Below are 24259 nucleotides of genomic sequence, written 5' to 3'. Positions count from 1 at the left end.
TTTGTGACCGCTTAATCATGCTGGCGACCGCTTAATCAGATCCTCAGCGCTTCTCTTATAGGCCAGGCGTATGTTAACGCCTGATAAATTCCCTGGAGAGAATAATCATGCAACATGCGATTACCTTTGTTATCGCCACAGTATGTATTCTGACGATCTGCTACCGCTTATACGGTATCTTTTTTGTTCGGAAAGTACTGCAGGTCGATGATACTGAAATTACACCTTCCCACACCTTCGAAGATGGTAAAGATTACGTTCCTACTAAAAAATGGGTCAACTTTGGCAGCCACTTTGCGGCTATCGCAGCAGCGGGGCCCTTGGTTGGCCCCGTGCTGGCGGCGCAATACGGTTACTTACCGGGTTTCCTGTGGCTGTTAATCGGCTGTGTCATCGGTGGCGCTGTCCACGATACCGTCGTGCTGTTTGCCTCGATGAAACATCAGGGTAAATCTCTTTCTGAAGTCGCAAAATCCGAACTGGGGCCGATTGCCGGCTGGTGTACCGGTTTGGCTATGTTGTTCATCATCACAATCACTATGGCCGGTTTATCTATGGTTGTGGTGCATGCGTTGGAGCGCAACCCTTGGGGGGCTTTCGCGGTATTCATGACCATTCCTATCGCCATTTGCGTAGGTTTGTGGGAGCGAATGACCGGCAGCATGAGAGGCGCTTCCTACGTGGGTATTGCCGCGATTATGGTCTGTGTTTTCGTGGGCCCTTATATCGAAGGAACCTGGCTGGGTGAATGGCTGACGTTGAAAGCCAATACCGTCAGTATCATTCTGCCTTTGTATGCCTTCTTCGCGACCGCTTTGCCGGTGTGGATGCTGTTAACTCCGCGCGGTTATCTGTCTAGCTTTATGAAGATTGGTGTATTTGGCGCGTTGATAATCGGCGTTGTTTTCATTAACCCGGAAATTCAGTTCCCTGCCGTTACTCAGTTTATCCACGGCGGTGGCCCGGTTCTGGCTGGCCCGGTCTGGCCGTTTATTTCTATTACCATTGCCTGTGGCGCAATCTCTGGTTTCCACGCATTTATCGGTTCTGGCACCACGCCGAAACAGATTGATAAGTGGAGCGATATTTTACCGGTAGGTTTTGGCGCTATGCTGGCCGAGTGTATGGTTGGCGTCATGGCGCTGATCGCTGCAACTTCATTGCATCCCGCTGATTATTTTGCAATTAACTCCTCTGCGGAAGCTTGGGGCGCGTTGGGCATGGATGTGGTTAACCTACCAACGCTAAGCCAGGAGATCGGTCTGGATCTCTACGGTCGTACCGGTGGCGCAGTTACTCTTGCCGTAGGTATGACAGATATCTTTATCCGCGTGCCATGGTTCAGCAGTCTGGCGGCCTACTTCTTCCAGTTTGTTGTCATGTTTGAAGCCGTATTTATCCTGACCGCCGTAGACTCCGGTACCCGCGTTGCACGCTATCTGCTGCAAGATTTCCTCGGCGATATCTGGGCACCACTGAAACGTACGGATTGGCTACCGGGTACTCTGGCTTGTAGCGTTATCGCCTGTGCGCTGTGGGGCTATTTACTGAACTCTGGTGATATCAACTCCGTTTGGGCGCTGTTCGGCGTATCAAACCAGTTAATGGCATCCGTTGGCTTGATTATTGGTGCAACCATTATCCTGCGTTTGGCTACCAAACGTATCTATATGCTGACCTGTATTATCCCGCTGGCTTACCTGTTTGTTACCGTAAATTATGCCGGTTATTGGATGATCAGACATGTGTACTTTAACTCTGCGGCTTCGGGCTACAACCTGTTTAACGGCATCATATCCATCATTATGATGACGCTAGGCGTAATCATCCTCATCGCCGCTTTGAGAAAATGGCGTGAGCTTTGGACTCGTCGTTCCGCCGAGATGTCTAAGCGCTCCGTCACGGCAAATGCCTGACATATTTAATTCTGTACGTTAACCTGTTTAAACGGCTGGCATTTACCGGCCGTTTATTTTTTGTTGAGTTAGAGCTGCCGTGAATTGGTTATGCTGTTGGCTCGTAATCTCATCAATAACAGGAAGATGCATGTGACCCTCAATGACGTCATAACCTACATAACGGATTTTGTCCGTGAACATGAAATCTGGGCTGCACCTATCGTCTTTTTCCTTGCCTTTGGTGAGTCGCTGGCTTTTTTGTCATTGTTATTGCCTGCGACCGTTATCTTATTGGGGCTAGGGGCGCTCATCGGTGAAAGCGGAATTCCCTTCTGGCCGATCTGGGCTGCGGCTGCGGCCGGTGCTTTCTTCGGTGACTGGCTCTCCTATTGGATTGGTTTCCATTATCAGGATCGCGTGGCAACCATGTGGCCACTTTCGCGAAATCCTCAATTACTGGTACGTGGTCACGCGTTTTTTGAGCGCTGGGGCGTATTTGGTGCCTTTATCGGGCGCTTCTTCGGCCCGCTGCGCGCCATCGTTCCTTTGGTTGCTGGCATATGCGCCATGCCTCAACGTTATTTCCAGTTTGCCAATATTACTTCGGCGTTGATTTGGGCCTTTGGCATCCTCGCGCCCGGTGCTTTCGGAATTAAATGGCTTACTCATTGGATGGGTTGACCTCCCTGCAGGTTGTATTCGGTTCCACTTTGTTTTAGCCGATTTACCGGTGGCGAGAATACCGAATTTTGCATGGAGTTATAGTTTTGCGTACTGTTTCGCATCCTTGGATGTAAGGCGAAAACCCTCTGGACATCCATACAGTATCCCCTTACCTTGACGGGCAGAGGGTTAATGAGGCGGAGGCAGCGTGGATACCAGTATATTTTGGGGCTTGAGTGGCTGTGTTATGGGGGGCCTGCTGGGCTGGTTAATTGCCAGTTTGCGTTTCCAGCAGCGTAATACACAGCGAGAAACTGAACTACGGCTGTTGGAACAATCATTGCAACAGTCGCAACAGGACTTAGTCCAGCAGGAGGAGACCCAACGGCGTAAAGAGCAACAATTGCAGGAGAATGCGTTGGAATTACGCAGCCTGCATAGCCAGCTGGCTGCTGGCAGTGAGAAGCTACAGCAGCTTAATCATTGGCGTAATGAATGTGAGCAACTTAATCAGGAACTGCGCGCCCAGAGAGAAGTGAACAGTGCGCAGGAGGCCGAACTGCGTGAAGTCACCATTCGTCTGGAGGAAACGCGCCTGGCTGCTGAAGAAAAGCAGCGATTATTGATGAATAGTGAACAACGCCTGACCACTCAGTTCGAGAATCTGGCAAATCGCATCTTTGAACAAACTGGCCGTAGGGCTGATGAACAGAATAAGCAGAGTCTGGATAAGTTGCTCCTGCCTTTGCGCGAGCAATTGGACGGTTTCCGTCGTCAGGTTCAGGATAGTTTCGGTCAGGAAGCCCGTGAGCGTCATACGCTGACTCACGAAATCCGGAGCCTACAGCAACTTAATGCCCAGATGGCACGGGAAGCCCTCAATCTGACCAAAGCGCTCAAAGGTGATAATAAAACTCAGGGGAGCTGGGGTGAGGTTGTGCTTGGCAGAGTGTTGGAAGCCTCGGGACTTCGGGACGGTTACGAATACCAAACTCAGGTTAGCGTCAATCTTGAAGGCAATAGCCGGATGCAGCCGGATGTGATTGTTCGTTTACCGCAGGGTAAGGACGTGGTGATTGATGCCAAAATGTCGCTGGTGGCTTATGAGCGCTATTTCAATAGCGATAATGACACCGAGCGAACTCAGGCTTTGAACGAGCATATTTCATCATTGCGTAACCATATCAAACAGTTGGGTCGTAAAGATTATCAGCAGTTGCCGGGTTTACGTACGCTCGACTACGTACTGATGTTTATCCCGGTAGAGCCTGCTTTTTTGGTTGCCATAGATAGGCAGCCGGAGTTGATCACCCAAGCGCTACAGCACAACATCATGCTGGTAAGCCCGACAACGTTACTGGTCGCGTTACGAACTATTACGAATTTATGGCGTTACGAGCACCAGAGTCAGAATGCCCAACATATCGCCGAACGAGCTGGCAAGCTCTACGATAAGCTGCGTTTGTTTGTGGATGACATGGAATCCATAGGCCAAAGCCTCGATAAGGCACATATAAGTTATCGTCAGGCAATGAACAAACTGGCTCAAGGCCGTGGTAACCTGATAGGGCAAGTTGAAAGTTTTCGTGCCTTAGGTGTTGAAGTGAAAAAACCTATTAGCCCGTCATTGGCTGCACGCGCCATTGCAGAGCACGATCCAGAGGGGGATTTAGCCCTCTCAAACGATGAGGCTGAATCGTCGTTACAAGATGATTCGACTTCACTGAAATATCAGAATTAGCAGTGTCTCACTCGCTATGTTCGCGCTGAAAATCAGCGGACAGGCTAACCGGCTAACGCTGGGCGAAGTGGGGCTTTCACCTCGGTTCTGGTACACTCCTCCGAAAGATTGACTGAAAAGCAGGCAGAGAAAATGGTAGATCAGGATAAGGAAACCACTCATTTCGGTTTTCGCACCATAGCCAAAGAAGAAAAAGAAGGCATGGTGGCAGAAGTTTTTCATTCCGTAGCGGCGAAATACGATTTGATGAATGATCTGATGTCATTCGGTATTCATCGTATCTGGAAGCGTTTTACCATTGATTGTAGCGGCGTTCGCCGTGGTCAGCGAGTACTGGATCTCGCTGGTGGTACGGGCGATCTGACGGCCAAATTCTCTCGACTGGTAGGTGAGCAAGGCCTGGTCGTTCTGGCCGATATCAATGAATCCATGCTGCGAATGGGGCGAGAAAAACTGCGCGATAGCGGAATTCTTGGCAACGTTAGCTACGTGCAGGCAAATGCTGAAGCTTTACCTTTCCCTGATAACTATTTTGATTGCATCACGATTTCATTCGGTTTGAGAAATGTCACCGAAAAAGAAAAAGCGCTGCGATCCATGTTCCGTGTTCTTAAGCCGGGTGGTCGCCTGTTGGTTCTGGAGTTCTCCAAACCGCTGCTGGAGCCGCTGACTAAAGTCTACGATGCCTATTCATTCCACATTCTGCCAAAAATTGGTGGAATGGTTGTTAATGATGCTGACAGCTATCGCTACCTTACCGAATCCATTCGGATGCATCCGGATCAGGAAACGCTAAAAGATATGATGGTTGATGCCGGCTTTGAAAATGTAACCTATACAAACTTGACCGGCGGTATTGTCGCATTACACCGTGGGTTTAAGTTCTGATATGGATGTGCCCATGTTGTTGAAACCAATGTTGTTAAAACCAATGTTGCTGAAGCCGATTTTATTAACGCCGCTGATAACGGCGGCTCTGGAAACTGCACTCAATAGTCTGCTATTCCGCGATCGCGGTATGAAAGCGGCTCGCTCTCGTTTGTCTTCCAAAGTATTACGTGTTGAGCTGCATGAGCTGAACCAACCTCTGGTTCTGGTGTTCAGCGATGCCCAGGTTGACGTTGTGAGCGCGTGGGAAGGCAATGCGGACTGTACGGTAAAAACCGGAATTGCAGTGTTATCGAAGCTTCGGGATCGCCAGCAGCTGTCACCTTTAATGCGCAGCGGTGAGCTGATCGTCGATGGTGACATTCAGGTCGTTCAACAATTGGTGGCTTTATTAGATCTCGCTGAGTGGGAACCTGCCGAATGGCTAGCGCCCTATATTGGTGATATCGCAGCAGAAACAATAGGGCAGACATTGCGTAAAGGCGGTAAGTTTTTAGTCAGCCGTTTTCAGCAGCAGCAGGCTTATCTGGCTGAAGTATTAACTGAAGAGTGGAAATTGGCACCGGCTCCGTTGGAGATTGTCTGGTTTAACGAAGAAGTTGATGCAATTAAGCGTGATGTGGATGCTTTTGATGCCCGGTTGGCCAAGATGGAGGCAAAACGATGACGCCAGGAGAACTTCGGCGCCTGTATTTGATTATTCGGGTATTTTTGAGTTACGGACTGGATGAGTTAATCCCGAAGATTCGTTTAACGCTGCCATTACGCATTGGCCGCTATCTGTTCTTCTGGATTCCTAATCGTCACAAAGATAAGCCTCTGGGCGAGCGTCTGCGTTTAGCGTTGCAGGAACTAGGCCCCGTCTGGATTAAGTTTGGCCAGATGATGTCGACCCGCCGCGATCTGTTTCCTCCGGTTATTGCCGATCAGTTGGCCTTGTTACAGGATCGCGTGGCCCCATTTGATGGCGCGCTGGCGCGTAAGCACATTGAGTTGGCGATGGGCGGGCCGCTGGAAACCTGGTTTGATGATTTTGAACAGGAAGCTCTGGCATCGGCCTCTATTGCTCAGGTACATACGGCTCGTTTAAAAGAGAATGGTCAGGAAGTGGTGCTGAAGGTGATCCGCCCAGATATACGGCCGATTATCAAAGCTGATGTCCGTTTGATGTATCGACTTGCCGGTTGGGTACCTAAATTGTTGCCTGATGGCCGCCGTCTGCGCCCGAGAGAAGTGGTGCGCGAGTACGAAAAAACGCTGTTGGATGAGCTGAATCTGTTACGTGAAGCGGCCAATGCTATCCAGCTGCGCCGTAATTTCGAAGATAGCCCGATGCTGTACGTTCCAGAGATTTTCTCCGATTATTGTCGGGAAAGCGTGCTAGTGATGGAACGTATCTATGGTATTCCCGTTTCTGATATTGCGGCTCTTGAAAGTCAGGGCACCAATATGAAATTACTGGCTGAACGCGGCGTGCAGGTCTTCTTCACTCAAGTGTTTCGCGACAGTTTTTTCCATGCGGATATGCATCCGGGGAATATTTTTGTCAGCTATGAACACCCTGAGAACCCACGTTATATCGGTATTGACTGCGGTATTGTTGGTTCATTGAATAAAGCGGACAAGCGCTATCTGGCCGAGAATTTCATTGCTTTCTTCAATAGGGATTATCGCAGAGTTGCTGAATTACACGTTGATTCAGGTTGGGTTCCTCGCGATACCAACGTCGAAGACTTTGAATTTGCCATTCGCACCGTTTGCGAACCCATTTTTGAAAAACCGTTGGCTGAAATCTCGTTTGGGCACGTATTACTCAATCTGTTTAATACTGCTCGCCGCTTCAATATGGAAGTGCAGCCACAGTTGGTTTTACTGCAAAAAACATTGCTCTATGTTGAGGGGTTAGGCCGTCAGCTTTATCCGCAGTTAGATCTGTGGACCACGGCCAAACCTTTCCTTGAAAGCTGGCTGCGAGATCAGGTTGGGATTCCGGCGGTTATTCGAGCATTGAAGGAAAAAGCACCTTTCTGGGCAGAGAAATTCCCTGAGTTGCCTGAACTGGTTTACGACAGCCTTCAGCAGCATAAACTATTGCAGCAAAGCGTAGATAAGCTCACAACGCAGATGCAAGGGCAGCAACAACGTCAGGGGCAATCACGGTATTTGTTCGGCGTTGGCGCTACACTATTAGTGAGTGGAACGATTTTCCAGCTGTCTGGTGCAACCGAGATTTCTATCGGGTTACTGGTGGCGGGAGCATTGGCGTGGGTTATCGGCTGGAGACGAACAAGTTCGTAGCGGTCAGTTTCGAAAAGCTCGTCGTTACAAATAATGTCTGCCGTATAAAGATTAGGTAAGACGTAGTAAGTTAGATCAGTATCCAGAGACAAACTATGCCGTATAATGCGGTTATCTTTGGAATAACCCCTGTTAATAGAGGTGATTGAAATGGGTGGTATCAGTATTTGGCAACTGTTAATCATTGCCGTAATTGTTGTTCTGCTGTTTGGTACTAACAAGCTGCGGACTTTAGGTTCTGACTTGGGTGCTTCCATCAAAGGCTTTAAAAAAGCGATTGGTGACGATACCCAGACTCCGACAAACGTTGAAAAGACCAGTAACGACGCTGATTTTACAACGAAGACTATTACCGATAAGCAGCCAGAAGTAAAAGCTGAAGAGTCTAAGAGTCAGAACAAAGAGCAGGTATAAACCGTGTTTGACATCGGGTTTAGTGAACTGCTGCTGGTAATGGTCATTGGCCTGGTTGTACTTGGCCCTGAACGTCTGCCGGTAGCAGTAAGAACCGTGGCTGGCTGGATCCGCGCATTGCGTTCGCTTGCTGCTACGGTCCAAAATGAGCTGTCTCAGGAACTCAAATTGCAGGAACTTCAGGATAGCCTGAAAAAAGCCGAACAGGCGGGCCTGCAAAATCTGACTCCTGAGCTAAAGGCTTCCATGGATGAGTTAAAGGATGCGGCGGAATCGCTGAAGCGTTCCTACCGGCCGGATTCGGCGCTGGAGCAGCATACCATTCATAACCCGCTAGTGACCGATCCGGAAGCTATTCATGATGGCGTGACTCCTGCGGAGTCAGCGACAGTTGCTTCTGCGCCGGTGAAAGCGCCGGAAGCGCCAGTTAATCTCGAAAAGCACCACGTAGAAAGCCATTCGGAAGATAAAGCGCCCGCTGCGGCGGCGGATCAAACTGATGTGGTAGTGGCGAATTCGGTTAACTCTGCGCCGGTATCCCATGCAGAGCCAGCTTCTAAACAACCTAGTCTTAACCAACCAGGCGGCGATCGGTAAACATGGCTGTTGATGATACCCAACCTCTTATCAGTCATCTGATAGAACTGCGTAAGCGGTTATTGAATTGCATAATCACCGTATTGGTGGTTTTTTTAGCATTGGTTTATTTTTCCAATGATATCTACCAGTTAGTTTCAGCGCCGTTGATAAAGCAGCTACCGCAAGGTGCCAGCATGATTGCGACCGATGTCGCATCGCCATTCTTTACGCCGATAAAACTCACCATGATGGTGTCGGTTTTTGTTGCCGCGCCAATGATTCTTTATCAGGTGTGGGCATTTATCGCACCGGCGCTGTATAAGCATGAGCGACGCTTGATGGCACCGTTGCTGGTTTCCAGCAGCCTGCTGTTCTATCTGGGAATGGCATTTGCCTACTTTATCGTTTTCCCGTTGGCTTTTGGTTTCTTTGCGAAAACGGCGCCGGAAGGCGTGATGATTGCGACAGACATCAATAATTACCTCAGCTTTGTTATGGCTTTGTTTATGGCCTTCGGGATTTCCTTTGAAGTGCCAATCGCGATTATCTTATTGTGTTGGAGTGGCGTAACCAGCCCCGAAGATTTGAAGAAAAAACGTCCTTATGTACTCGTGGGCGCTTTTGTCGTGGGGATGTTGTTGACCCCGCCCGATGTCTTCTCACAAACGTTACTCGCGATTCCAATGTATCTTCTGTTTGAGGTTGGCGTCTTTTTTGCCCGTTTTTATGTCGGTAAGCAGCGTCGTCCGGTGACAGAAGAAGAGGATGAGGACGAGGAAGACCAACCTAAAGCACCTTAAGCTTCAGTTTTACAAGTCAAGCCGCCCCTTTGGGCGGCTTCTGTTTTGGGATAACCATGTTTGATATTGGCGTCAACTTAACCAGTACACAGTTTGCTAAAGATAGACATCAGGTGGTTGAAAGAGCAAAAGAAGCAGGAGTCGCTGGTCTATTGATTACCGGCACCAGCGCAGAAGAAAGCCATGAAGCTGCACTATTGGCGGCCCAGTACCCTGATTACTGTTGGTCAACGGCAGGCGTTCATCCCCATCATGCCAGTAGTTGGAACGCGTCGGTTGAGCAGCAAATTCATGCTCTAGCGGCTTCACCTTCTGTCGTCGCTGTAGGGGAGTGCGGGTTGGATTTTAACCGCAACTTTTCTACACCTGTAGAGCAAGAGACGGCATTTACTGCGCAACTGGCTCTTGCAGCCGAACTGTCACTGCCAGTATTTTTACATTGCCGCGATGCTCATCATCGCTTTGTCCATCTGTTGTCTCCCTGGCTGGAAAAGCTCCCCGCGGCTGTCGTGCACTGCTTTACCGGCTCGGCTTCGGAGTTGGATGATTGTCTGTCGCTGGGTTTGTCAGTGGGTATGACCGGTTGGGTATGTGATGAACGCCGTGGTCTTGAGCTGCGAGCCTTATTGCCACGTATTCCTGCCGAACGTTTATTGTTGGAAACTGATGCCCCTTATTTATTGCCCCGGGATCTTCATCCTAAACCTGCATCTCGTCGCAATGAACCCTGTTTTCTGCCTCACATCGTCCGGCAGGTTGCTGCCTGGCGAGAAGAAGACCCTGAATGGCTAGGACAGAAAACTGCTGAAAACGCTCGCCGGGTTTTCCGGTTGGTTTGAGTTAGGAGAGAAAAATGAGCTATGCATTTCCGGGTACTTTTCCAGGTCGTCGTATGCGCCGCGTTCGTCGCCACGATTTCAGTCGCCGCCTGGTTGCCGAGAATCAACTGACGGTTAATGACCTGATTTATCCCGTGTTTGTGATGGAAGGTACTAACCGACAAGAGGCCGTGCCTTCTATGCCGGGCGTATCGCGGATGACTATCGATCTGCTGGTGAAGGAAGCTGAAGCTGTCGCGAAACTTGGTGTTCCCGTGCTTTCTCTGTTCCCTGTCATTGAGTCGAGCTTCAAATCTTTACACGCAGAGGAAGCTTATAATCCTGACGGTTTGGTGCAGCGAGCGGTACGTGCGTTAAAAGACGCAGTGCCGGAGCTAGGGTTGTTGACCGATGTGGCATTAGACCCTTATACCACCCACGGTCAGGACGGCATCATTGATGAAGATGGCTATGTTATCAATGATATAACCAAAGATATTCTGGTGCGTCAGGCGCTATCTCATGCGGAAGCGGGGGCTGAAATTGTTGCGCCGAGCGATATGATGGATGGCCGGATTGGCGCGATTCGCGATTGTCTGGAAGCTCAAGGGTTGATTAATACGCAAATCATGGCGTATTCGGCAAAATATGCTTCCTGCTACTACGGTCCATTCCGCGATGCGATTGGCTCGAGCGGCAATTTGAAAGGTGGCAATAAAAAGACCTATCAAATGGACCCAGCCAATAGCGACGAAGCTTTGCAAGAGATTGCGCAGGACTTGCAGGAAGGCGCAGATATGGTGATGGTGAAACCGGGTATGCCGTATCTGGACGTGGTGCGCCGTGTTAAAGATACTTTCGGCGTTCCGACCTTTGCTTATCAGGTTTCTGGCGAGTATGCGATGCATATGGCGGCGATTCAAAACGGCTGGCTACAGGAAAAACCAGCGGTAATGGAATCATTGCTATGCTTTAAACGTGCGGGCGCGGATGGGGTATTAACCTATTTCGCTAAGCAGGTTGCTCAGTGGCTGCATGATGAGCATATGCAGCGCTAGACATTAATATCGAGGCAGGCGCTATAGCACGCTTGCCTCGTCATGTTTTCAGATTGATATCAGATTTTCTCAAACTGGTTGTTGCTCAGGCTTTGACTAACTTCTTTGTTCAGGATTTTGAGAAGCAACATTGAGCGCGTTTCGCCGTCTGGCTCTGCGTAAATGGCCTGTAACCCTTCGAAAATCCCTTCAGTAATCTGGACTTTGTCCCCAGAAGCAGGCGTGTCAGGATCGATAATCACTTCCTGAGAATAGTTGAGCAGAGCTTGAATAATCGAATCTGAGACAACAACCGGCCCTGCGCCAAAACGCACAAAATTACTGACTCCCCGCGTTGAGCTGATCGTCGTGGTATGGATGCACTCAGGATCAAATTTTACGAACAGATAATTGGGAAACAAAGGCTCGTCTACCACTTTACGCTTGCCCCGAATAATCTTCTCGACCGCAGCGATAGGCGTTTGGCACACCACTTGCTGACGCTCTAAATGCTCTTTGGCTCGCAAGATTTGTCCGCGTTTACAATATAATAAATACCAAGATTCCATGATTTCATATGCCTCGAGATCCTATCCATCAGCATATCAAATGCGATAACAGATATATAGCCGCTGAAAATAGTATTGAATACCTTGTAGTGATGGTGAATTAATTCATGCACACCAGATTTCCCAGCAGGTATCACAACCCTGAAATATGAAATCAGATATAAGTAAGGCTAACCTATTAATCCTCGGTGTAACTGAATTGTCGCCTCGAGTTAATGTAGATATGTCCTGTTGAATAGTAAAAGGAGAGAGTCATGGAGTTGTTTTTGCTGAGTAACGGCAAGGTATCGGGTGACGCAGAACTGCTTGGTTATGCCAAAGATCGTATTCGGGTGATGCTCACTAGCCGGAAAATTACCTCAGCAGTTCTTATCCCTTATGCATTGATCCGCAGCGATTTTGATCAACGCGCTCAGGAACTGGAAAAAACCTTAGGCATCACTGTAACCAGTATTCACCATGCCGCCGACCCTGTAGCGGCTATTGGCGAAGCGGAATGCATTTTAATCAGCGGCGGCAATACCTGGATGCTAAATCAGATGCTGCATGAGAAAGGGCTGATCGTTCCTATCCAGAGAGTGGTTCGCGAGCGCAATGTGCCTTATGTCGGTTGGAGCGCAGGATGTAACGTGGCTACGCCGAGTATTCGTACCACTAATGATATGCCGGTTCGTAATAGCGTTGTTTTACCGTCGCTGGGGCTATTCCCGCTGCAAATTAATCCACATTATATTGATGCGCATATCAGTGGCCATATGGGAGAAACGCGAGATGAGCGATTAGCTGAGTTTTGCGCGGTTAATCCAGGCGAGAGAGTCGTGGCTTTACGCGAGGGCAGTCTGCTGCACGTTAGCGGCAACGAGCTAAGCTATTTCAGCGTGCTAGATAAGGGTTTTAAAGTATTCCATCACGGCGAGGAGCCGCAGGAATATCACGATACTCGGCCGCTAGCGGATTGGGTTCCATTCTATTGCCAATAATTTTTTTTCAGCCAGGAGCAGTTCCAATTGAATGCAATGTCTTGCTGCGGATTGGTTTGCTCCTGTTTGGATAATAGGAAAGTTTGTATCGCGCATCTGAAAGCACCAATGGATGTAAGTTTTACTAATATTTTTAATGATTAGTTAAATAACATAGCCCGCTTGAAATGAGAGAATTTTCTAAATTATATGCAGTAATGATGGTCGCGATTCATTACAGCTAAGATAGAAATGGTTGGAGAAAATCGATGCGAAAAGTTAGTTTTTCCTTGCTCTCATGTCTAATTACTTTTGGTTGCTTGCCAAGCGTTTCCGGCGCAGTTCCCCAAGAAATCACCGCTGAGCAGATGGTTAACGCTCTAAATGATGTATTCGGCCGACACAGTAAACAGCGGGCGTCCCATGCTAAAGGCTTTTGTTTTTCAGGTAAGTTTATCGCCAGCGGTGAAGGGACTGAACTTTCACAGGCTGATTTATTGCGTAAAAACGAGCAGTCTGATGTTGTCGGTCGATTTTCAATCGGAGGGGGGAATCCTAAGGCCGCCGATAACGCCAAAAACTTGCGTGGACTGGCGTTTGAGCTGGTTAATACGAAGCACTCTCGCTGGCAGTTAGTTATGATCTCATCCCCTTTCTTTTTTGCTCGAACCCCGCAGGAATTTATCGAGTTTTTAAAGGTCAGGACGCCAGATCCCGAAACAGGAAAGCCCAATCCAGAGCGATTGAACACATTTAACCAATCCCATCCTCATACTTTGCGCCAAGCTCAGTATGTTGCATCACAGCCCGTCCCTGCCAGCTACGCTACAATTCCCTATTGGGGCGGGAGTACCTTTATCACTTATAAAGATCAGTCCCAGTATGCGGTTCGCTGGCGTATGGAGCCGGTGGAAGGACGGCAAGGGTTAAGCGATGAGCAGGCGAAGGCAAAGTCGCCGGATTTCTTGCAAGAGGAATTGCGGCAACGCCTAGCCAAGGGGCCTATAGAATACGACCTGTACGCCATCGTAGCGCAGAAAGGTGATAATTTGATTGACCCGACGCAGTCCTGGCCGGCTGAACGGCGTGAGGTAAATATGGGGCGGTTATTTATCGAGACAGTTACCGATCAGCAATGCGATAAAAAAGTATTTATTCCAACAGTGCTGCCGCAGGGGATTCGTGTCAGTGATGATCCCACATTGGCTGTTCGCGCTGAGGCGTACCTGATATCTACAAGTCGCCGTCAGTGACAGATAAAGACCTGACTAGAATCATGGCTTTGCCCACTCGCAAACCATGATTTCTAGTGTAAAAATACTATTGGAGGATGGCGATTCTACATTTACAGCGAGCAGGTATACATTTTTAACAAAAAGACAGCAACTGCTATAAAGACAGCCTATAATGGCCCATCCTGTGGCCGCCATAATGATCATCATGAAATACCGTGACTTACGCGACTTCCTCTCGTTGCTGGAACAGAGGGGGGAGCTTAAACGCATAACCCAGCCGATTGACCCTTATCTGGAAATGACAGAAATCGCCGATCGTACTTTACGTGCTGGCGGCCCCGCGTTGTTGTTCGAGAACCCTAAAGGCTATGAGATGCCGGTGCTTTGTAATTTGTTTGGTACAGCCAAACGGGTTGCGATGGGCATGGGGCAAGAAGATGTCAGCGCATTGCGCGATGTTGGTAAACTGTTAGCCTTCCTGAAAGAACCGGATCCGCCGAAGGGATTCCGCGATTTATTCGATAAGTTACCCAAATTCAAACAAGTGCTGAATATGCCGACCAAGCGTCTGAGTTCAGCCCCTTGTCAGGAGCAAATCTGGCAGGGTGATGATGTGGATCTCAGCCGCATTCCGGTGATGCATTGCTGGCCTGAAGACGCCGCGCCTTTGGTTTCCTGGGGGTTAACGATCACTCGTGGGCCACATAAAGAACGGCAAAATCTCGGTATTTATCGCCAACAGGTGTTAGGTAAAAATCAGCTAATTATGCGTTGGTTATCCCACCGTGGCGGTGCGCTGGATTATCAGGAATGGTGCGAGGCGCACCCCGGTGAACGTTTCCCGGTTTCGGTTGCGCTGGGTGCCGATCCCGCAACTATTCTGGCTGCCGTAACTCCCGTTCCCGATACCTTATCCGAATACGCTTTTGCCGGTTTATTACGCGGGCATAAAACCGAAGTGGTTAAATGTATTTCCAACGATCTTGAAGTTCCTGCAAGTGCAGAAATCGTTTTGGAAGGATATATTGAGCAGGGTCATATTGCGCCAGAAGGTCCTTATGGCGACCATACCGGTTATTACAACGAAATAGACAGCTTCCCGGTGTTTACCGTGACGCATATCACTCAGCGTAGAGACGCGATTTATCACTCCACTTATACCGGCCGTCCGCCGGATGAGCCAGCGGTGATGGGCGTGGCGCTGAATGAAGTTTTTGTGCCTATTTTACAAAAACAGTTTCCGGAAATCGTTGATTTCTATTTGCCACCGGAAGGCTGTTCCTACCGCTTAGCGGTTGTCACAATCAAAAAACAATACGCGGGTCATGCTAAGCGCGTAATGATGGGCGTGTGGTCATTTTTACGACAGTTTATGTACACCAAATTTGTTATTGTTTGTGATGATGATATTAATGCCAGAGACTGGAATGACGTGATTTGGGCGATTACCACCCGAATGGACCCAGCGCGCGATACGGTATTAATTGAAAATACCCCAATAGATTATTTGGATTTCGCCTCGCCGGTTTCCGGTCTTGGATCGAAAATGGGGCTGGATGCCACTAACAAATGGCCAGCAGAAACCCCTCGTGAATGGGGCCGTCCTATCAAGATGGATGAGCAGGTTCGCACGCGTGTAGATGCGATCTGGGATGAGCTTGCCATATTCAGTGACAAAGAGCCTGAGCGCTGATTGCGTGATTTTTGTCCATAGTTTTGCATTTGATGACCCGACAGAGGGAACGCATGACGACATTGAGCTGTAAAGTAACCTCCGTAGAGGCCATTACCGATACGGTATACCGAGTGCAACTGGTACCAGAATCGGCGTTTTCTTTCCGCGCTGGTCAATACCTGATGGTGGTGATGGATGAGCGTGATAAGCGCCCATTCTCTATGGCGTCAACGCCATTAGAGCAGGCTTATATCGAGCTGCATATTGGCGCATCTGAGTTAAATCTGTATGCGATGGCGGTGATGGATCGCATTCTGAAAGAGAAAACGTTGGATGTGGATATTCCACACGGCGAAGCTTGGTTCCGCGAAGGCAGCGAGCGTCCAATGATCCTGATTGCGGGCGGCACCGGTTTCTCTTATGCCCGTTCCATTCTGCTGGCGGCGCTGGCTGAAAAACCAAATCGGGAAGTATCGATTTATTGGGGCGGACGTGAATCCAAGCATCTTTATGATTTAAGCGAGCTGGAAGCGCTCTCGATCAAATACCCTCAGTTGAAGGTCATTCCCGTGGTGGAACAGCCAGAAGACGAATGGCGTGGCAGAACGGGCACGGTATTAAGTGCAGTGTTGCAGGATTATGGTTCATTGGCGGAGCAGGATATTTACATTGCTGGCCGTTTTGAAATGGCCAAAATAGCTCGCGAACGTTTCTGTGCAGAGCGCGGTGCGCAGGAAGCGCATATTTACGGCGATGCGTTCGCCTTTATCTGACGGTTTTATCGCTGTGTTCCGGTTACCGTTTTGCCGGAACAAAAAAAGCCCGCCCCTGACAGGCGGGAAAATACGGCAACTAAACTCCAGGTACAGCGGTGGTACGGACCCGAATTAACGGGTCCTACAGTTTGTTTTAATCAAACGCGTTCAATCACGGTCGCAATGCCTTGGCCTAAACCAATGCACATAGTCGCTAGGCCAAACTGGGCGTCGCGACGTTCCATCAAATTCAGTAAGGTTGTGGAAATTCTTGCACCCGAGCAGCCCAATGGATGGCCCAGAGCGATTGCGCCACCGTTCAGGTTCACTTTGTCATCCATACTTTCCCGTAGACCCAGCCCCTTCACGCAGGACAGTGCCTGAGCGGCGAAAGCTTCGTTCAGTTCAAACAAATCGATATCCTGAATGCGTAAACCTGCGCGTTTCAATGCCAGTTGACTGGCTGGCACCGGGCCGTAACCCATAATGGACGGATCGCAGCCGACAACGGCCATGGAGCGAATACGAGCGCGTGGCTTTAATCCCAGCGATTTGGCGCGTGATTCGCTCATAATCAGCATGGCTGAAGCGCCGTCTGATAATGCTGACGAAGAACCCGCTGTCACCGTACCATTGACCGGATCGAACGCCGGACGTAGGCCAGCCAGACTGGCGAGATTGGTTTCTGGACGAATCACTTCATCGTAATCAAAACGTTTTAATACGCCGTCGGCATCGTGGCCATTGGTTGGAACAATCTCTTTGGCGAATGCGCCAGAGCGCGTCGCTGCCTCAGCGCGCTGGTGAGAGCGCACGGCGAATTGATCCTGATCTTCACGGCTAATCTGGTGAATTTTTGCCAGCATTTCAGCGGTTAAGCCCATCATTCCGGCTGCTTTAGCCACTGAACGACCCATTCCTGGATGGAAATCAACGCCGTGATTCATTGGAACGTGACCCATATGTTCCACGCCGCCAATCAGACAGATTTGCGCATCACCGACCATAATAGCGCGCGCGCCGTCATGGAGAGCCTGCATGGATGAACCACACAGACGGTTAACGGTAACTGCGGCCACATTGTGTGGAATTTCTGCCAGTAAAGAAGCGTTACGAGCGATGTTGAAGCCTTGCTCCAGCGTTTGTTGCACACATCCCCAATAAATGTCGTCGATTTCACCGGCATTCAGCGCTGGGTTGCGGCTTAACACTGCGCGCATCAAATGGGCAGAAAGATCTTCGGCGCGTACGTTACGGAATGCGCCGCCCTTGGAGCGACCCATCGGAGTACGGACGGCGTCAATAATGACTACGTTTTCCATTTTTTCAGACCTCATGCCGGTTGGTCAGTGGAGATATCAGGCAGCGTTGCCGCTACGGGATAATAGGTTTCGTTACGCTCGGCTTTGGCTCTCAGCCCGGCGGGTACGTGGTAAAGCGCACCCAAATCGGCATAACGCTGCGCCATTTCCACATATTTAGTGGTGCCCAGAGTGTCCAGATAGCGGAACACGCCGCCGTGGAACGGAGGGAAACCAAGGCCGTACACCAGCGCCATATCCCCTTCGGCCGGGCTGGCAATAATGCCTTCTTCCAGGCAACGCACCACTTCGTTAATCATTGGGATCATCGCTCGGGCGATGATCTCTTCGTCGCTGAGAGTGTGGCGTGGCTGGCTGACCGGAGCCAGCAACCCGTCGATAGCATCATCGTTTTCTTTACGCGGTTTGCCTTTGGCATCCTGCGTGTAGCGATAGAAACCAATACCGTTTTTCTGACCGTAACGCTGGTTTTCAAACAGTACATCGATGGCATCGCGGTAATCTTTGCCCATGCGTTCAGGGAAACCGAGCGCCATAACGGCTTGAGCATGATGAGCGGTATCAATCCCTACCACATCAAGAAGATAAGCAGGGCCCATCGGCCAGCCGAACTGTTTCTCCATGACTTTATCAATCTGACGGAAATCTACGCCGTCGCGTACCAGCATGCCGAAACCGTATAAATACGGGAACAATACGCGGTTAACGAAGAAACCAGGGCAATCATTGACGACAATCGGGGTTTTCCCCATTTGGGTGGCATAGGCCACTACGGTCGCAATAGTTTTTTCCGAAGTCTTCTCGCCACGGATAATTTCTACCAACGGCATCCGGTGAACCGGGTTGAAGAAATGCATACCGCAGAAGTTTTCCGGCCGCTTAAGTGATTTAGCCAGTTCATTAATAGGAATGGTCGAGGTATTCGAAGCGAGGACAGTCTCTTCTCCGATAAGTCCTTCCACTTCACTTAAAACGGCGGCCTTAACTTTAGGATTCTCGACTACTGCCTCAACGATAATCTGCGCGCGTTCAATACCGGCATAATCCAGCGTTGGGTGAATGGTTGCGAGCGTCTTCGCCATTTTTAAACCATCTAGCTTGCCGCGTTCCAGTTGTTTATTCAGCAACTTGGCTGCTTCGTTCATTCCCAGATCCAGCGATTTTTCGCTGATATCTTTCATGATGACCGGCACGCCTTTTAGCGCAGATTGATAAGCGATGCCGCCGCCCATAATTCCTGCACCCAATACCGCAGCCTGTTTTGGCGCAGTAATGCCTTTAGTCAGCTTTTTCGCTTTGCCTTTTACGTATTGGTCATTGAGGAAGATACTCACCAATGCGCGGGCTACATCCGAACCAGCCAGTGGCACAAAGCTGTTGGTTTCCAGCTTCAGTGCTTCTTCACGACCAAATTTGGCTGCGGCTTCAATGGTCTTCACTGCGGTAATTGGCGCCGGATAATGTTTGCCTGCCACTTTCATTACCATGCCTTTGGCGATGGTGAAGCACATGGCGGCTTCGGTTGAATTCAGTTTCAGCGGTTCCAGCTTAGGACGACGAGCGGCCTGCCAGTCTAACTTGCCTGCAATTGCCTGATTCAACATGCTCAATGCGGCCGGAATCAGTTTTTCCTGAGTGACTACGGCATCAACCAGCCCAATTTTCAACGCTTCGGCTGCGTTAACATCTTTACCTGCTGCAATAATTTCTAATGCGCCATCGGCTCCCAACAGGCGCGGTAAACGCACGGAGCCTCCAAAGCCAGGCATGATGCCCAGTTTGGTTTCAGGCAAACCGATGCGAGCCTCTGGGGAAGCGATACGAAAATCAGTGGCTAACACGCACTCGCAGCCACCGCCTAACGCATAGCCTGTGATCGCGGACAGCGTCGGAACCGGCAAGTCTTCCAGTCGGTTAAAGGTGTTGTTGGCAAAAACCAGCCATTCATGCAGTTTTTCCGGCGGGGCATTAAACAGAGAGAGAAATTCGGTGATATCCGCACCGACAATAAAGGCTGCTTTATTGGAACGTAGCAGCAACCCTTTGAGTTCAGTTTGTTTTTCCAGCACGCCTAGGGCTTCCCCTAAACTGGCCACGGTTTTGGTATCTAGTTTATTGACAGAGCCAGGTGCATCGAACACCAACTCGGCAATACCGTTTTCAAGCCAGTGCAGCTGTAGCGTTTCGCTTTGGTAGAGCATATCTATCTCCTGAATAAGCGCATGTGATCTGGTATGACCAGATATTCAGGAAGTGTGGTTTTTTTGTTAAATAAATGCAAATAAGAGTTTGGTTTTTTGCAGCAAGGATCACAAAGGTTTGGTGAATACATTGATATATATAATATTTATTGTTGTTTTATATGCTGGTTAATTATTTCATTGGCAGCTAAGTTTGAACGATATCCTGCTGTCATCGATAATATAATGACGTAATTTCCACGAGATTTTTCCCCGCGAATCTAGCTATAAGTAATGATTATTAAGGATTTAGTGGGCAATCCCACGGTTAAGCGTAGATAAAACACGGCTCCGATGACTGTGATAAGATAAAAAACCTGAAGTTCTAATGGCAAAGGGTACTTTGATGGAAACGCTGGCTTCTTTATATAACGAACATTTATCCACGCTACAGCAACGCACGCGTGAAGTATTAGAGCGCAATCAGCTTGATGCTTTACTGATTCATTCCGGGGAGTTGCAGCGCATTTTCCTTGATGACCGCGATTATCCGTTTAAGGCAAACGCGCAGTTTAAAGCTTGGGTGCCGGTGACTGAAGTACCGAACTGCTGGTTATGGGTCGATGGTGTTAATACGCCAAAATTATGGTTCTATTCACCGGTGGATTACTGGCACTGCGTGGAACCTTTGCCTGATAGCTTCTGGACCAAATCCATCGAAATATTCCCGTTAACTAAAGCGGATGATATCGCTGGTTTATTACCACAACAGCGTCAACGAGTTGCCTATATTGGCTATGCGCAGGAGCGTGCTCGTGGCTTGGGTATCTCGATGGAAAATATCAATCCGAAGCCGGTGTTGGATTACCTCCACTATCATCGTTCGTATAAAACCGACTATGAACTTACTTGTATGCGTGAAGCGCAAAAAACTGCGGTAGTTGGGCATCGCGCCGCTCACGAAGCTTTTCTGTCTGGCATGAGCGAGTTTGATATCAATCTGGCCTATCTGATGGCAACCGGTCATCGCGATACCGATGTCCCTTATGACAACATCGTTGCGCTGAACGAGCATGCTGCGGTGCTGCATTACACCAAATTGCAGCATCAACCACCGGCCGAAATGCGCAGTTTTTTGATGGATGCTGGCGCGGAATACAACGGCTATGCGGCAGATTTGACCCGAACCTATGCGGCGAACGGCAAAAGCGATTTTGCGGCGTTAATCAAAGATCTGAATGCCGAACAACTGGCGCTGATTGGCACCATTAAAAGCGGCGTGCGCTATACCGATTACCATCTGCAAATGCATCAACGTTTGGCCAAACTGTTACGCACCCATAAATTAGTGGTGGATATCAGTGAAGAAGCGATGGTCGAACAAGGTTTGACCTGCCCATTCCTGCCACACGGCTTGGGTCATCCGTTAGGTCTACAGGTACATGATTCGGCTGGTTTTATGCAGGATGATACAGGTAGCCATCTGGCTGCACCGTCGAAGTATCCGTATCTGCGTTGCACCCGAATTCTCGAACCGCGCATGGTATTAACCATCGAGCCGGGTATCTACTTCATTGAGTCACTATTGGCACCTTGGCGTAGCGGCGAGTTCAGCAAGCATTTTAATTGGGAACGTATTGATGCGATGAAACCTTATGGCGGCATCCGTATTGAAGACAATATCGTTATCCATGAAAAGCGGGTTGAGAATATGACGCGCGATCTGAATCTGGCTTAATGCAGCCTTTTCTTATTCCGGCGGCTTCCGTCAGCGTCACTGAAGAAATCAAGAAAAGTCGTTTTATCACTCTGCTGGCACATACCAACGGAGTGAATGAAGCCAAAGCATTTATTCAGCAGATAAAAGAAGAGCACCCAACGGCCCGGCATCATTGCTGGGCTTTTGTCGCTGGCGCACCGACAGATTCTCAGCAGCTAGGGTTTTCGGACGACGGCGAGCCATCGGGAACCGCGGGTAAACCCATACTGGCACAGCTGATGGGGAGTCATATCGGTGAAATAACCGCAGTGGTCGTTCGCTACTACGGCGGCATAAAACTGGGCACCGGCGGGCTGGTCAAAGCCTACGGCAGCGGAGTGCAGCAAGCGCTGAAACAAATCGAAGTAAAGTATAAAGTGCCGCAGGTGGAATATACTTTGTTATGTGATTACGCGCAGTTGGCGATGGTGGAATCACTGCTACAACAGGTTGATGGTCAGATTTTACAGGGTAATTATGGCGCGCAGGTCAATCTCCGTCTCTCTTTACCGGCGACTCAGGCCAGTCAGGTCGGGGAGAAATTACGCGATCTGAGTCGTGGTTCGTTGCAATTGACGCCCATTTCGCAATAATCCCCATCCAAGTGAATTGCTAAGGAACGTGCCGGAATGCATTTTCGTGCCATAACCCGTATTGTTGGTCTGCTGGTCATCTTATTCTCCGGAACTATGTTTATTCCCGGACTGGTGGCGTTGATCTATCGTGATGGTGCCGGTCGTGCCTTCAGTCAAACCTTCTTTGTTGCCCTGGTGATTGGCCTGTTTCTCTGGCTTCCCAACCGTAAACAGAAACATGAACTGAAGCCTCGCGAGGGCTTTTTGATTGTGGTTCTGTTCTGGACGGTGCTGGGCAGCGTCGGGGCTTTGCCGTTTCTTTTTTCTGAGCGACCCAACCTTTCGGTTACCGATGCCTTTTTCGAATCGTTTTCCGGCCTGACAACGACCGGCGCTACTACGCTGGTCGGGTTGGATTCTTTACCCAAGGCCATTCTGTTCTATCGGCAAATGCTGCAATGGCTGGGGGGAATGGGAATCATCGTGTTGGCCGTAGCGATTTTGCCCATATTGGGCGTCGGGGGAATGCAGCTGTATCGGGCAGAAATGCCGGGGCCGTTGAAAGATAATAAAATGCGACCGCGAATTGCGGAAACGGCAAAAACCCTGTGGCTTATTTATGTGCTCCTCACCATTGCCTGCGCGCTTTCCCTGTGGGGGGCGGGGATGTCGGTGTTCGATGCGATTTCGCATAGTTTCTCAACTATAGCTATTGGCGGTTTCTCAACTCATGACGCCAGTATCGGTTATTTCGCCAGCCCAACGATTAACACTATCATTGCCATCTTCTTGCTGATCTCGGGGTGTAACTTCGGCCTGCACTTTGCCGTACTGAGCGGGCGCAGCCTGAAAGTGTATTGGCGCGATCCCGAATTCCGGATGTTTATCTTTGTACAACTGACGCTGGTAGTCGTTTGTACTTTGGTTTTGTGGCAGCACAGCGTGTACAAATCCGGTCTGGAAACTCTGAATCAGGCGTTTTTCCAAGTGGTATCTATGGCCACGACCGCGGGCTTTACTACCGATAGCATTGCCAAATGGCCGCTATTCCTTCCTATCCTTCTATTATGTTCCGCTTTTATCGGCGGTTGTGCAGGTTCAACCGGCGGTGGCCTTAAAGTGATTCGTATCCTTTTACTGTATCTGCAGGGTTCGCGAGAATTAAAGCGGTTGGTTCACCCGAACGCGGTTTACACCATCAAACTGGGGCGTCGTGCGCTACCGGAACGTATTCTGGAAGCGGTCTGGGGATTCTTCTCTGCTTACGCACTGGTGTTCATCATTAGTATGTTGGCGATCATTGCTACCGGTGTGGATGAGTTTTCTGCTTTTGCTGCCGTCACTGCGACGCTGAATAACCTTGGGCCGGGCTTGGGGGTGGTAGCAGATAACTTCACCTCAATGAATGCCGCAGCTAAATGGATACTGGTGATAACCATGTTGTTTGGTCGATTGGAAGTATTCACCCTACTGGTACTGTTTACGCCAACATTCTGGCGCGAGTAACTTTGAATTAGGAAAAAGTAGTTATGAAGGCATTGATACTTTACTCCAGCCGTGATGGGCAAACTCAGGCTATTTCTTCTTATATGGCTAATGAATTATCCGCGATGGTCAATTGTGACGTACAGGATCTGGCATTAGTAGGGAATATCGATCTCGGGCAGTACCAACAGGTCATGATCGGAGCTTCTATTCGTTATGGGCACTTCGATAAAGTGCTGACGAAGTTCATCACCCAACACCTGGAACAATTGAATACTATGCCGAGCGCTTTCTTTGCCGTGAACCTGACGGCGCGCAAACCGGAGAAGCGCACGCCCCAAACCAATTCTTATGTGCGTAAGTTCCTGGCAAGCTCGCCTTGGCAGCCGACACTCTGCGGCGTCTTCGCTGGAGCGCTGCGTTATCCACGCTATCGCTGGTTTGATCGGGTCATGATTCAACTTATTATGCGCATGACCGGCGGAGAAACAGATACCAGTAAAGAAGTGGAATACACCGATTGGCAGCAGGTAAGCAGTTTCGCCCGTGAATTCTCGCAAATGCAGTATAAAAAATAGCAAAAATGATGATTCTCGCCGCAATTCGTTG

General features: G+C 49.4%; 22 protein-coding genes. 19 read left to right on the top strand and 3 right to left on the bottom strand.

Annotated features, from left to right (window positions below):
* The first annotated feature begins 107 nt into the window (after positions 1-107).
* The 11 genes from ACQ4OC_RS12660 (at position 108) to hemB (ending at position 11157) form a co-directional block, all read left to right on the top strand.
* Complete coding sequence (locus ACQ4OC_RS12660; RefSeq protein ID WP_064514300.1) at positions 108-1916, top strand: carbon starvation CstA family protein; 1809 nt, start codon at positions 108-110, stop codon at positions 1914-1916.
* A 132-nt stretch (positions 1917-2048) separates the two neighbouring features.
* On the top strand, positions 2049-2579 hold the full coding sequence (locus ACQ4OC_RS12655) for a DedA family protein (RefSeq protein ID WP_064514298.1): 531 nt from the start codon (positions 2049-2051) through the stop codon (positions 2577-2579).
* Positions 2580-2769: 190 nt separating this feature from the next.
* Complete coding sequence (gene rmuC / locus ACQ4OC_RS12650; RefSeq protein ID WP_430971214.1) at positions 2770-4302, top strand: DNA recombination protein RmuC; 1533 nt, start codon at positions 2770-2772, stop codon at positions 4300-4302.
* Between the two features lie 132 nt (positions 4303-4434).
* The gene (gene ubiE / locus ACQ4OC_RS12645) at positions 4435-5190 is read left to right on the top strand and encodes a bifunctional demethylmenaquinone methyltransferase/2-methoxy-6-polyprenyl-1,4-benzoquinol methylase UbiE (protein ID WP_064514294.1); all 756 of its coding nucleotides are present in this window, start codon (positions 4435-4437) and stop codon (positions 5188-5190) included.
* Between the two features lie 13 nt (positions 5191-5203).
* Entirely contained in the window at positions 5204-5857 is a 654-nt protein-coding gene (ubiJ, locus tag ACQ4OC_RS12640; protein WP_064518314.1) for a ubiquinone biosynthesis protein UbiJ, read from the top strand.
* Positions 5854-7488: a ubiquinone biosynthesis regulatory protein kinase UbiB gene (gene ubiB, locus ACQ4OC_RS12635; RefSeq protein WP_064514293.1), complete on the top strand. Its 1635-nt coding sequence runs from the start codon at positions 5854-5856 to the stop codon at positions 7486-7488. Before ubiJ ends, ubiB begins: the two co-directional genes overlap by 4 nt.
* A gap of 150 nt (positions 7489-7638) precedes the next feature.
* On the top strand, positions 7639-7902 hold the full coding sequence (gene tatA / locus ACQ4OC_RS12630) for a Sec-independent protein translocase subunit TatA (RefSeq protein ID WP_049601001.1): 264 nt from the start codon (positions 7639-7641) through the stop codon (positions 7900-7902).
* A gap of 3 nt (positions 7903-7905) precedes the next feature.
* Positions 7906-8499, top strand: coding sequence for a Sec-independent protein translocase protein TatB (gene tatB, locus ACQ4OC_RS12625; protein ID WP_064514291.1), 594 nt, complete (start codon positions 7906-7908; stop codon positions 8497-8499).
* Positions 8500-8501: 2 nt separating this feature from the next.
* Positions 8502-9281 carry a Sec-independent protein translocase subunit TatC gene (gene tatC, locus ACQ4OC_RS12620; RefSeq protein ID WP_064514289.1) on the top strand — a complete coding sequence of 260 codons (780 nt, stop codon included), beginning with the start codon at positions 8502-8504 and terminating at the stop codon, positions 9279-9281.
* A 56-nt stretch (positions 9282-9337) separates the two neighbouring features.
* Positions 9338-10120, top strand: coding sequence for a 3'-5' ssDNA/RNA exonuclease TatD (gene tatD / locus ACQ4OC_RS12615; protein WP_064514287.1), 783 nt, complete (start codon positions 9338-9340; stop codon positions 10118-10120).
* Between the two features lie 14 nt (positions 10121-10134).
* Positions 10135-11157: a porphobilinogen synthase gene (gene hemB / locus ACQ4OC_RS12610; RefSeq protein ID WP_064514285.1), complete on the top strand. Its 1023-nt coding sequence runs from the start codon at positions 10135-10137 to the stop codon at positions 11155-11157.
* Between the two features lie 59 nt (positions 11158-11216).
* On the opposite strand, the gene rfaH is transcribed toward hemB, so the two are convergent.
* Positions 11217-11705 carry a transcription/translation regulatory transformer protein RfaH gene (gene rfaH, locus ACQ4OC_RS12605; RefSeq protein ID WP_064514283.1) on the bottom strand — a complete coding sequence of 163 codons (489 nt, stop codon included), beginning with the start codon at positions 11703-11705 and terminating at the stop codon, positions 11217-11219.
* A 254-nt stretch (positions 11706-11959) separates the two neighbouring features.
* Here rfaH and pepE point away from each other — a divergent pair, with 254 nt between their 5' ends.
* The 4 genes from pepE to fre all read left to right on the top strand — a co-directional run bounded on the left by pepE (position 11960) and on the right by fre (position 16347).
* Positions 11960-12685: a dipeptidase PepE gene (gene pepE, locus ACQ4OC_RS12600; protein WP_064514281.1), complete on the top strand. Its 726-nt coding sequence runs from the start codon at positions 11960-11962 to the stop codon at positions 12683-12685.
* A gap of 248 nt (positions 12686-12933) precedes the next feature.
* Positions 12934-13917 carry a catalase family peroxidase gene (locus ACQ4OC_RS12595; protein WP_064514279.1) on the top strand — a complete coding sequence of 328 codons (984 nt, stop codon included), beginning with the start codon at positions 12934-12936 and terminating at the stop codon, positions 13915-13917.
* 178 nt (positions 13918-14095) lie between these two features.
* Complete coding sequence (gene ubiD, locus ACQ4OC_RS12590; RefSeq protein ID WP_064518312.1) at positions 14096-15592, top strand: 4-hydroxy-3-polyprenylbenzoate decarboxylase; 1497 nt, start codon at positions 14096-14098, stop codon at positions 15590-15592.
* A gap of 53 nt (positions 15593-15645) precedes the next feature.
* Complete coding sequence (gene fre, locus ACQ4OC_RS12585; protein ID WP_064514277.1) at positions 15646-16347, top strand: NAD(P)H-flavin reductase; 702 nt, start codon at positions 15646-15648, stop codon at positions 16345-16347.
* Positions 16348-16487: 140 nt separating this feature from the next.
* Here fre and fadA read toward each other — a convergent pair whose 3' ends face one another.
* On the bottom strand, positions 16488-17651 hold the full coding sequence (gene fadA / locus ACQ4OC_RS12580; RefSeq protein ID WP_064514275.1) for an acetyl-CoA C-acyltransferase FadA: 1164 nt from the start codon (positions 17649-17651) through the stop codon (positions 16488-16490).
* An 11-nt stretch (positions 17652-17662) separates the two neighbouring features.
* A complete protein-coding gene (gene fadB / locus ACQ4OC_RS12575) occupies positions 17663-19852 on the bottom strand; it encodes a fatty acid oxidation complex subunit alpha FadB (protein WP_064514273.1) in 2190 nt (729 codons plus the stop codon).
* A gap of 385 nt (positions 19853-20237) precedes the next feature.
* Between fadB and pepQ the strand changes: the two genes are divergently transcribed.
* The 4 genes from pepQ to hemG are packed head-to-tail and all read left to right on the top strand — an operon-like array spanning position 20238 to position 24228.
* Positions 20238-21569: a Xaa-Pro dipeptidase gene (gene pepQ, locus ACQ4OC_RS12570; protein ID WP_430971228.1), complete on the top strand. Its 1332-nt coding sequence runs from the start codon at positions 20238-20240 to the stop codon at positions 21567-21569.
* Positions 21569-22183, top strand: coding sequence for an IMPACT family protein (locus ACQ4OC_RS12565; protein WP_064514269.1), 615 nt, complete (start codon positions 21569-21571; stop codon positions 22181-22183). Before pepQ ends, ACQ4OC_RS12565 begins: the two co-directional genes overlap by 1 nt.
* 36 nt (positions 22184-22219) lie before the next feature.
* A complete protein-coding gene (trkH, locus tag ACQ4OC_RS12560; RefSeq protein ID WP_064514267.1) occupies positions 22220-23671 on the top strand; it encodes a Trk system potassium transporter TrkH in 1452 nt (483 codons plus the stop codon).
* Between the two features lie 23 nt (positions 23672-23694).
* The gene (gene hemG / locus ACQ4OC_RS12555; RefSeq protein WP_064514266.1) at positions 23695-24228 is read left to right on the top strand and encodes a menaquinone-dependent protoporphyrinogen IX dehydrogenase; all 534 of its coding nucleotides are present in this window, start codon (positions 23695-23697) and stop codon (positions 24226-24228) included.
* Positions 24229-24259: the final 31 nt, after the last annotated feature.

It is taken from the genome of Yersinia sp. J1 (assembly GCF_050586585.1).
Taxonomy (GTDB): domain Bacteria; phylum Pseudomonadota; class Gammaproteobacteria; order Enterobacterales; family Enterobacteriaceae; genus Yersinia; species Yersinia entomophaga.
This window is presented reverse-complemented; position numbering and strand designations above follow the sequence as displayed.

What these genes read in the sequence shown, in the direction of transcription:
- ubiB (WP_064514293.1), top strand. Translation starts at nt 5,854, where the DNA reads ATGACGCCAGGAGAACTTCGGCGCCTGTATTTGATTATTCGGGTATTT.
- ACQ4OC_RS12565 (WP_064514269.1), top strand. Translation starts at nt 21,569, where the DNA reads ATGCAGCCTTTTCTTATTCCGGCGGCTTCCGTCAGCGTCACTGAAGAA.
- ACQ4OC_RS12595 (WP_064514279.1), top strand. Translation starts at nt 12,934, where the DNA reads ATGCGAAAAGTTAGTTTTTCCTTGCTCTCATGTCTAATTACTTTTGGT.
- trkH (WP_064514267.1), top strand. Translation starts at nt 22,220, where the DNA reads ATGCATTTTCGTGCCATAACCCGTATTGTTGGTCTGCTGGTCATCTTA.
- rfaH (WP_064514283.1), bottom strand. Translation starts at nt 11,705, where the DNA reads ATGGAATCTTGGTATTTATTATATTGTAAACGCGGACAAATCTTGCGA.
- ubiD (WP_064518312.1), top strand. Translation starts at nt 14,096, where the DNA reads ATGATCATCATGAAATACCGTGACTTACGCGACTTCCTCTCGTTGCTG.
- pepE (WP_064514281.1), top strand. Translation starts at nt 11,960, where the DNA reads ATGGAGTTGTTTTTGCTGAGTAACGGCAAGGTATCGGGTGACGCAGAA.
- fadA (WP_064514275.1), bottom strand. Translation starts at nt 17,651, where the DNA reads ATGGAAAACGTAGTCATTATTGACGCCGTCCGTACTCCGATGGGTCGC.
- ubiJ (WP_064518314.1), top strand. Translation starts at nt 5,204, where the DNA reads ATGTTGTTGAAACCAATGTTGTTAAAACCAATGTTGCTGAAGCCGATT.
- hemG (WP_064514266.1), top strand. Translation starts at nt 23,695, where the DNA reads ATGAAGGCATTGATACTTTACTCCAGCCGTGATGGGCAAACTCAGGCT.
- pepQ (WP_430971228.1), top strand. Translation starts at nt 20,238, where the DNA reads ATGGAAACGCTGGCTTCTTTATATAACGAACATTTATCCACGCTACAG.
- fadB (WP_064514273.1), bottom strand. Translation starts at nt 19,852, where the DNA reads ATGCTCTACCAAAGCGAAACGCTACAGCTGCACTGGCTTGAAAACGGT.
- tatC (WP_064514289.1), top strand. Translation starts at nt 8,502, where the DNA reads ATGGCTGTTGATGATACCCAACCTCTTATCAGTCATCTGATAGAACTG.
- tatD (WP_064514287.1), top strand. Translation starts at nt 9,338, where the DNA reads ATGTTTGATATTGGCGTCAACTTAACCAGTACACAGTTTGCTAAAGAT.
- ubiE (WP_064514294.1), top strand. Translation starts at nt 4,435, where the DNA reads ATGGTAGATCAGGATAAGGAAACCACTCATTTCGGTTTTCGCACCATA.
- hemB (WP_064514285.1), top strand. Translation starts at nt 10,135, where the DNA reads ATGAGCTATGCATTTCCGGGTACTTTTCCAGGTCGTCGTATGCGCCGC.
- tatA (WP_049601001.1), top strand. Translation starts at nt 7,639, where the DNA reads ATGGGTGGTATCAGTATTTGGCAACTGTTAATCATTGCCGTAATTGTT.
- fre (WP_064514277.1), top strand. Translation starts at nt 15,646, where the DNA reads ATGACGACATTGAGCTGTAAAGTAACCTCCGTAGAGGCCATTACCGAT.
- ACQ4OC_RS12660 (WP_064514300.1), top strand. Translation starts at nt 108, where the DNA reads ATGCAACATGCGATTACCTTTGTTATCGCCACAGTATGTATTCTGACG.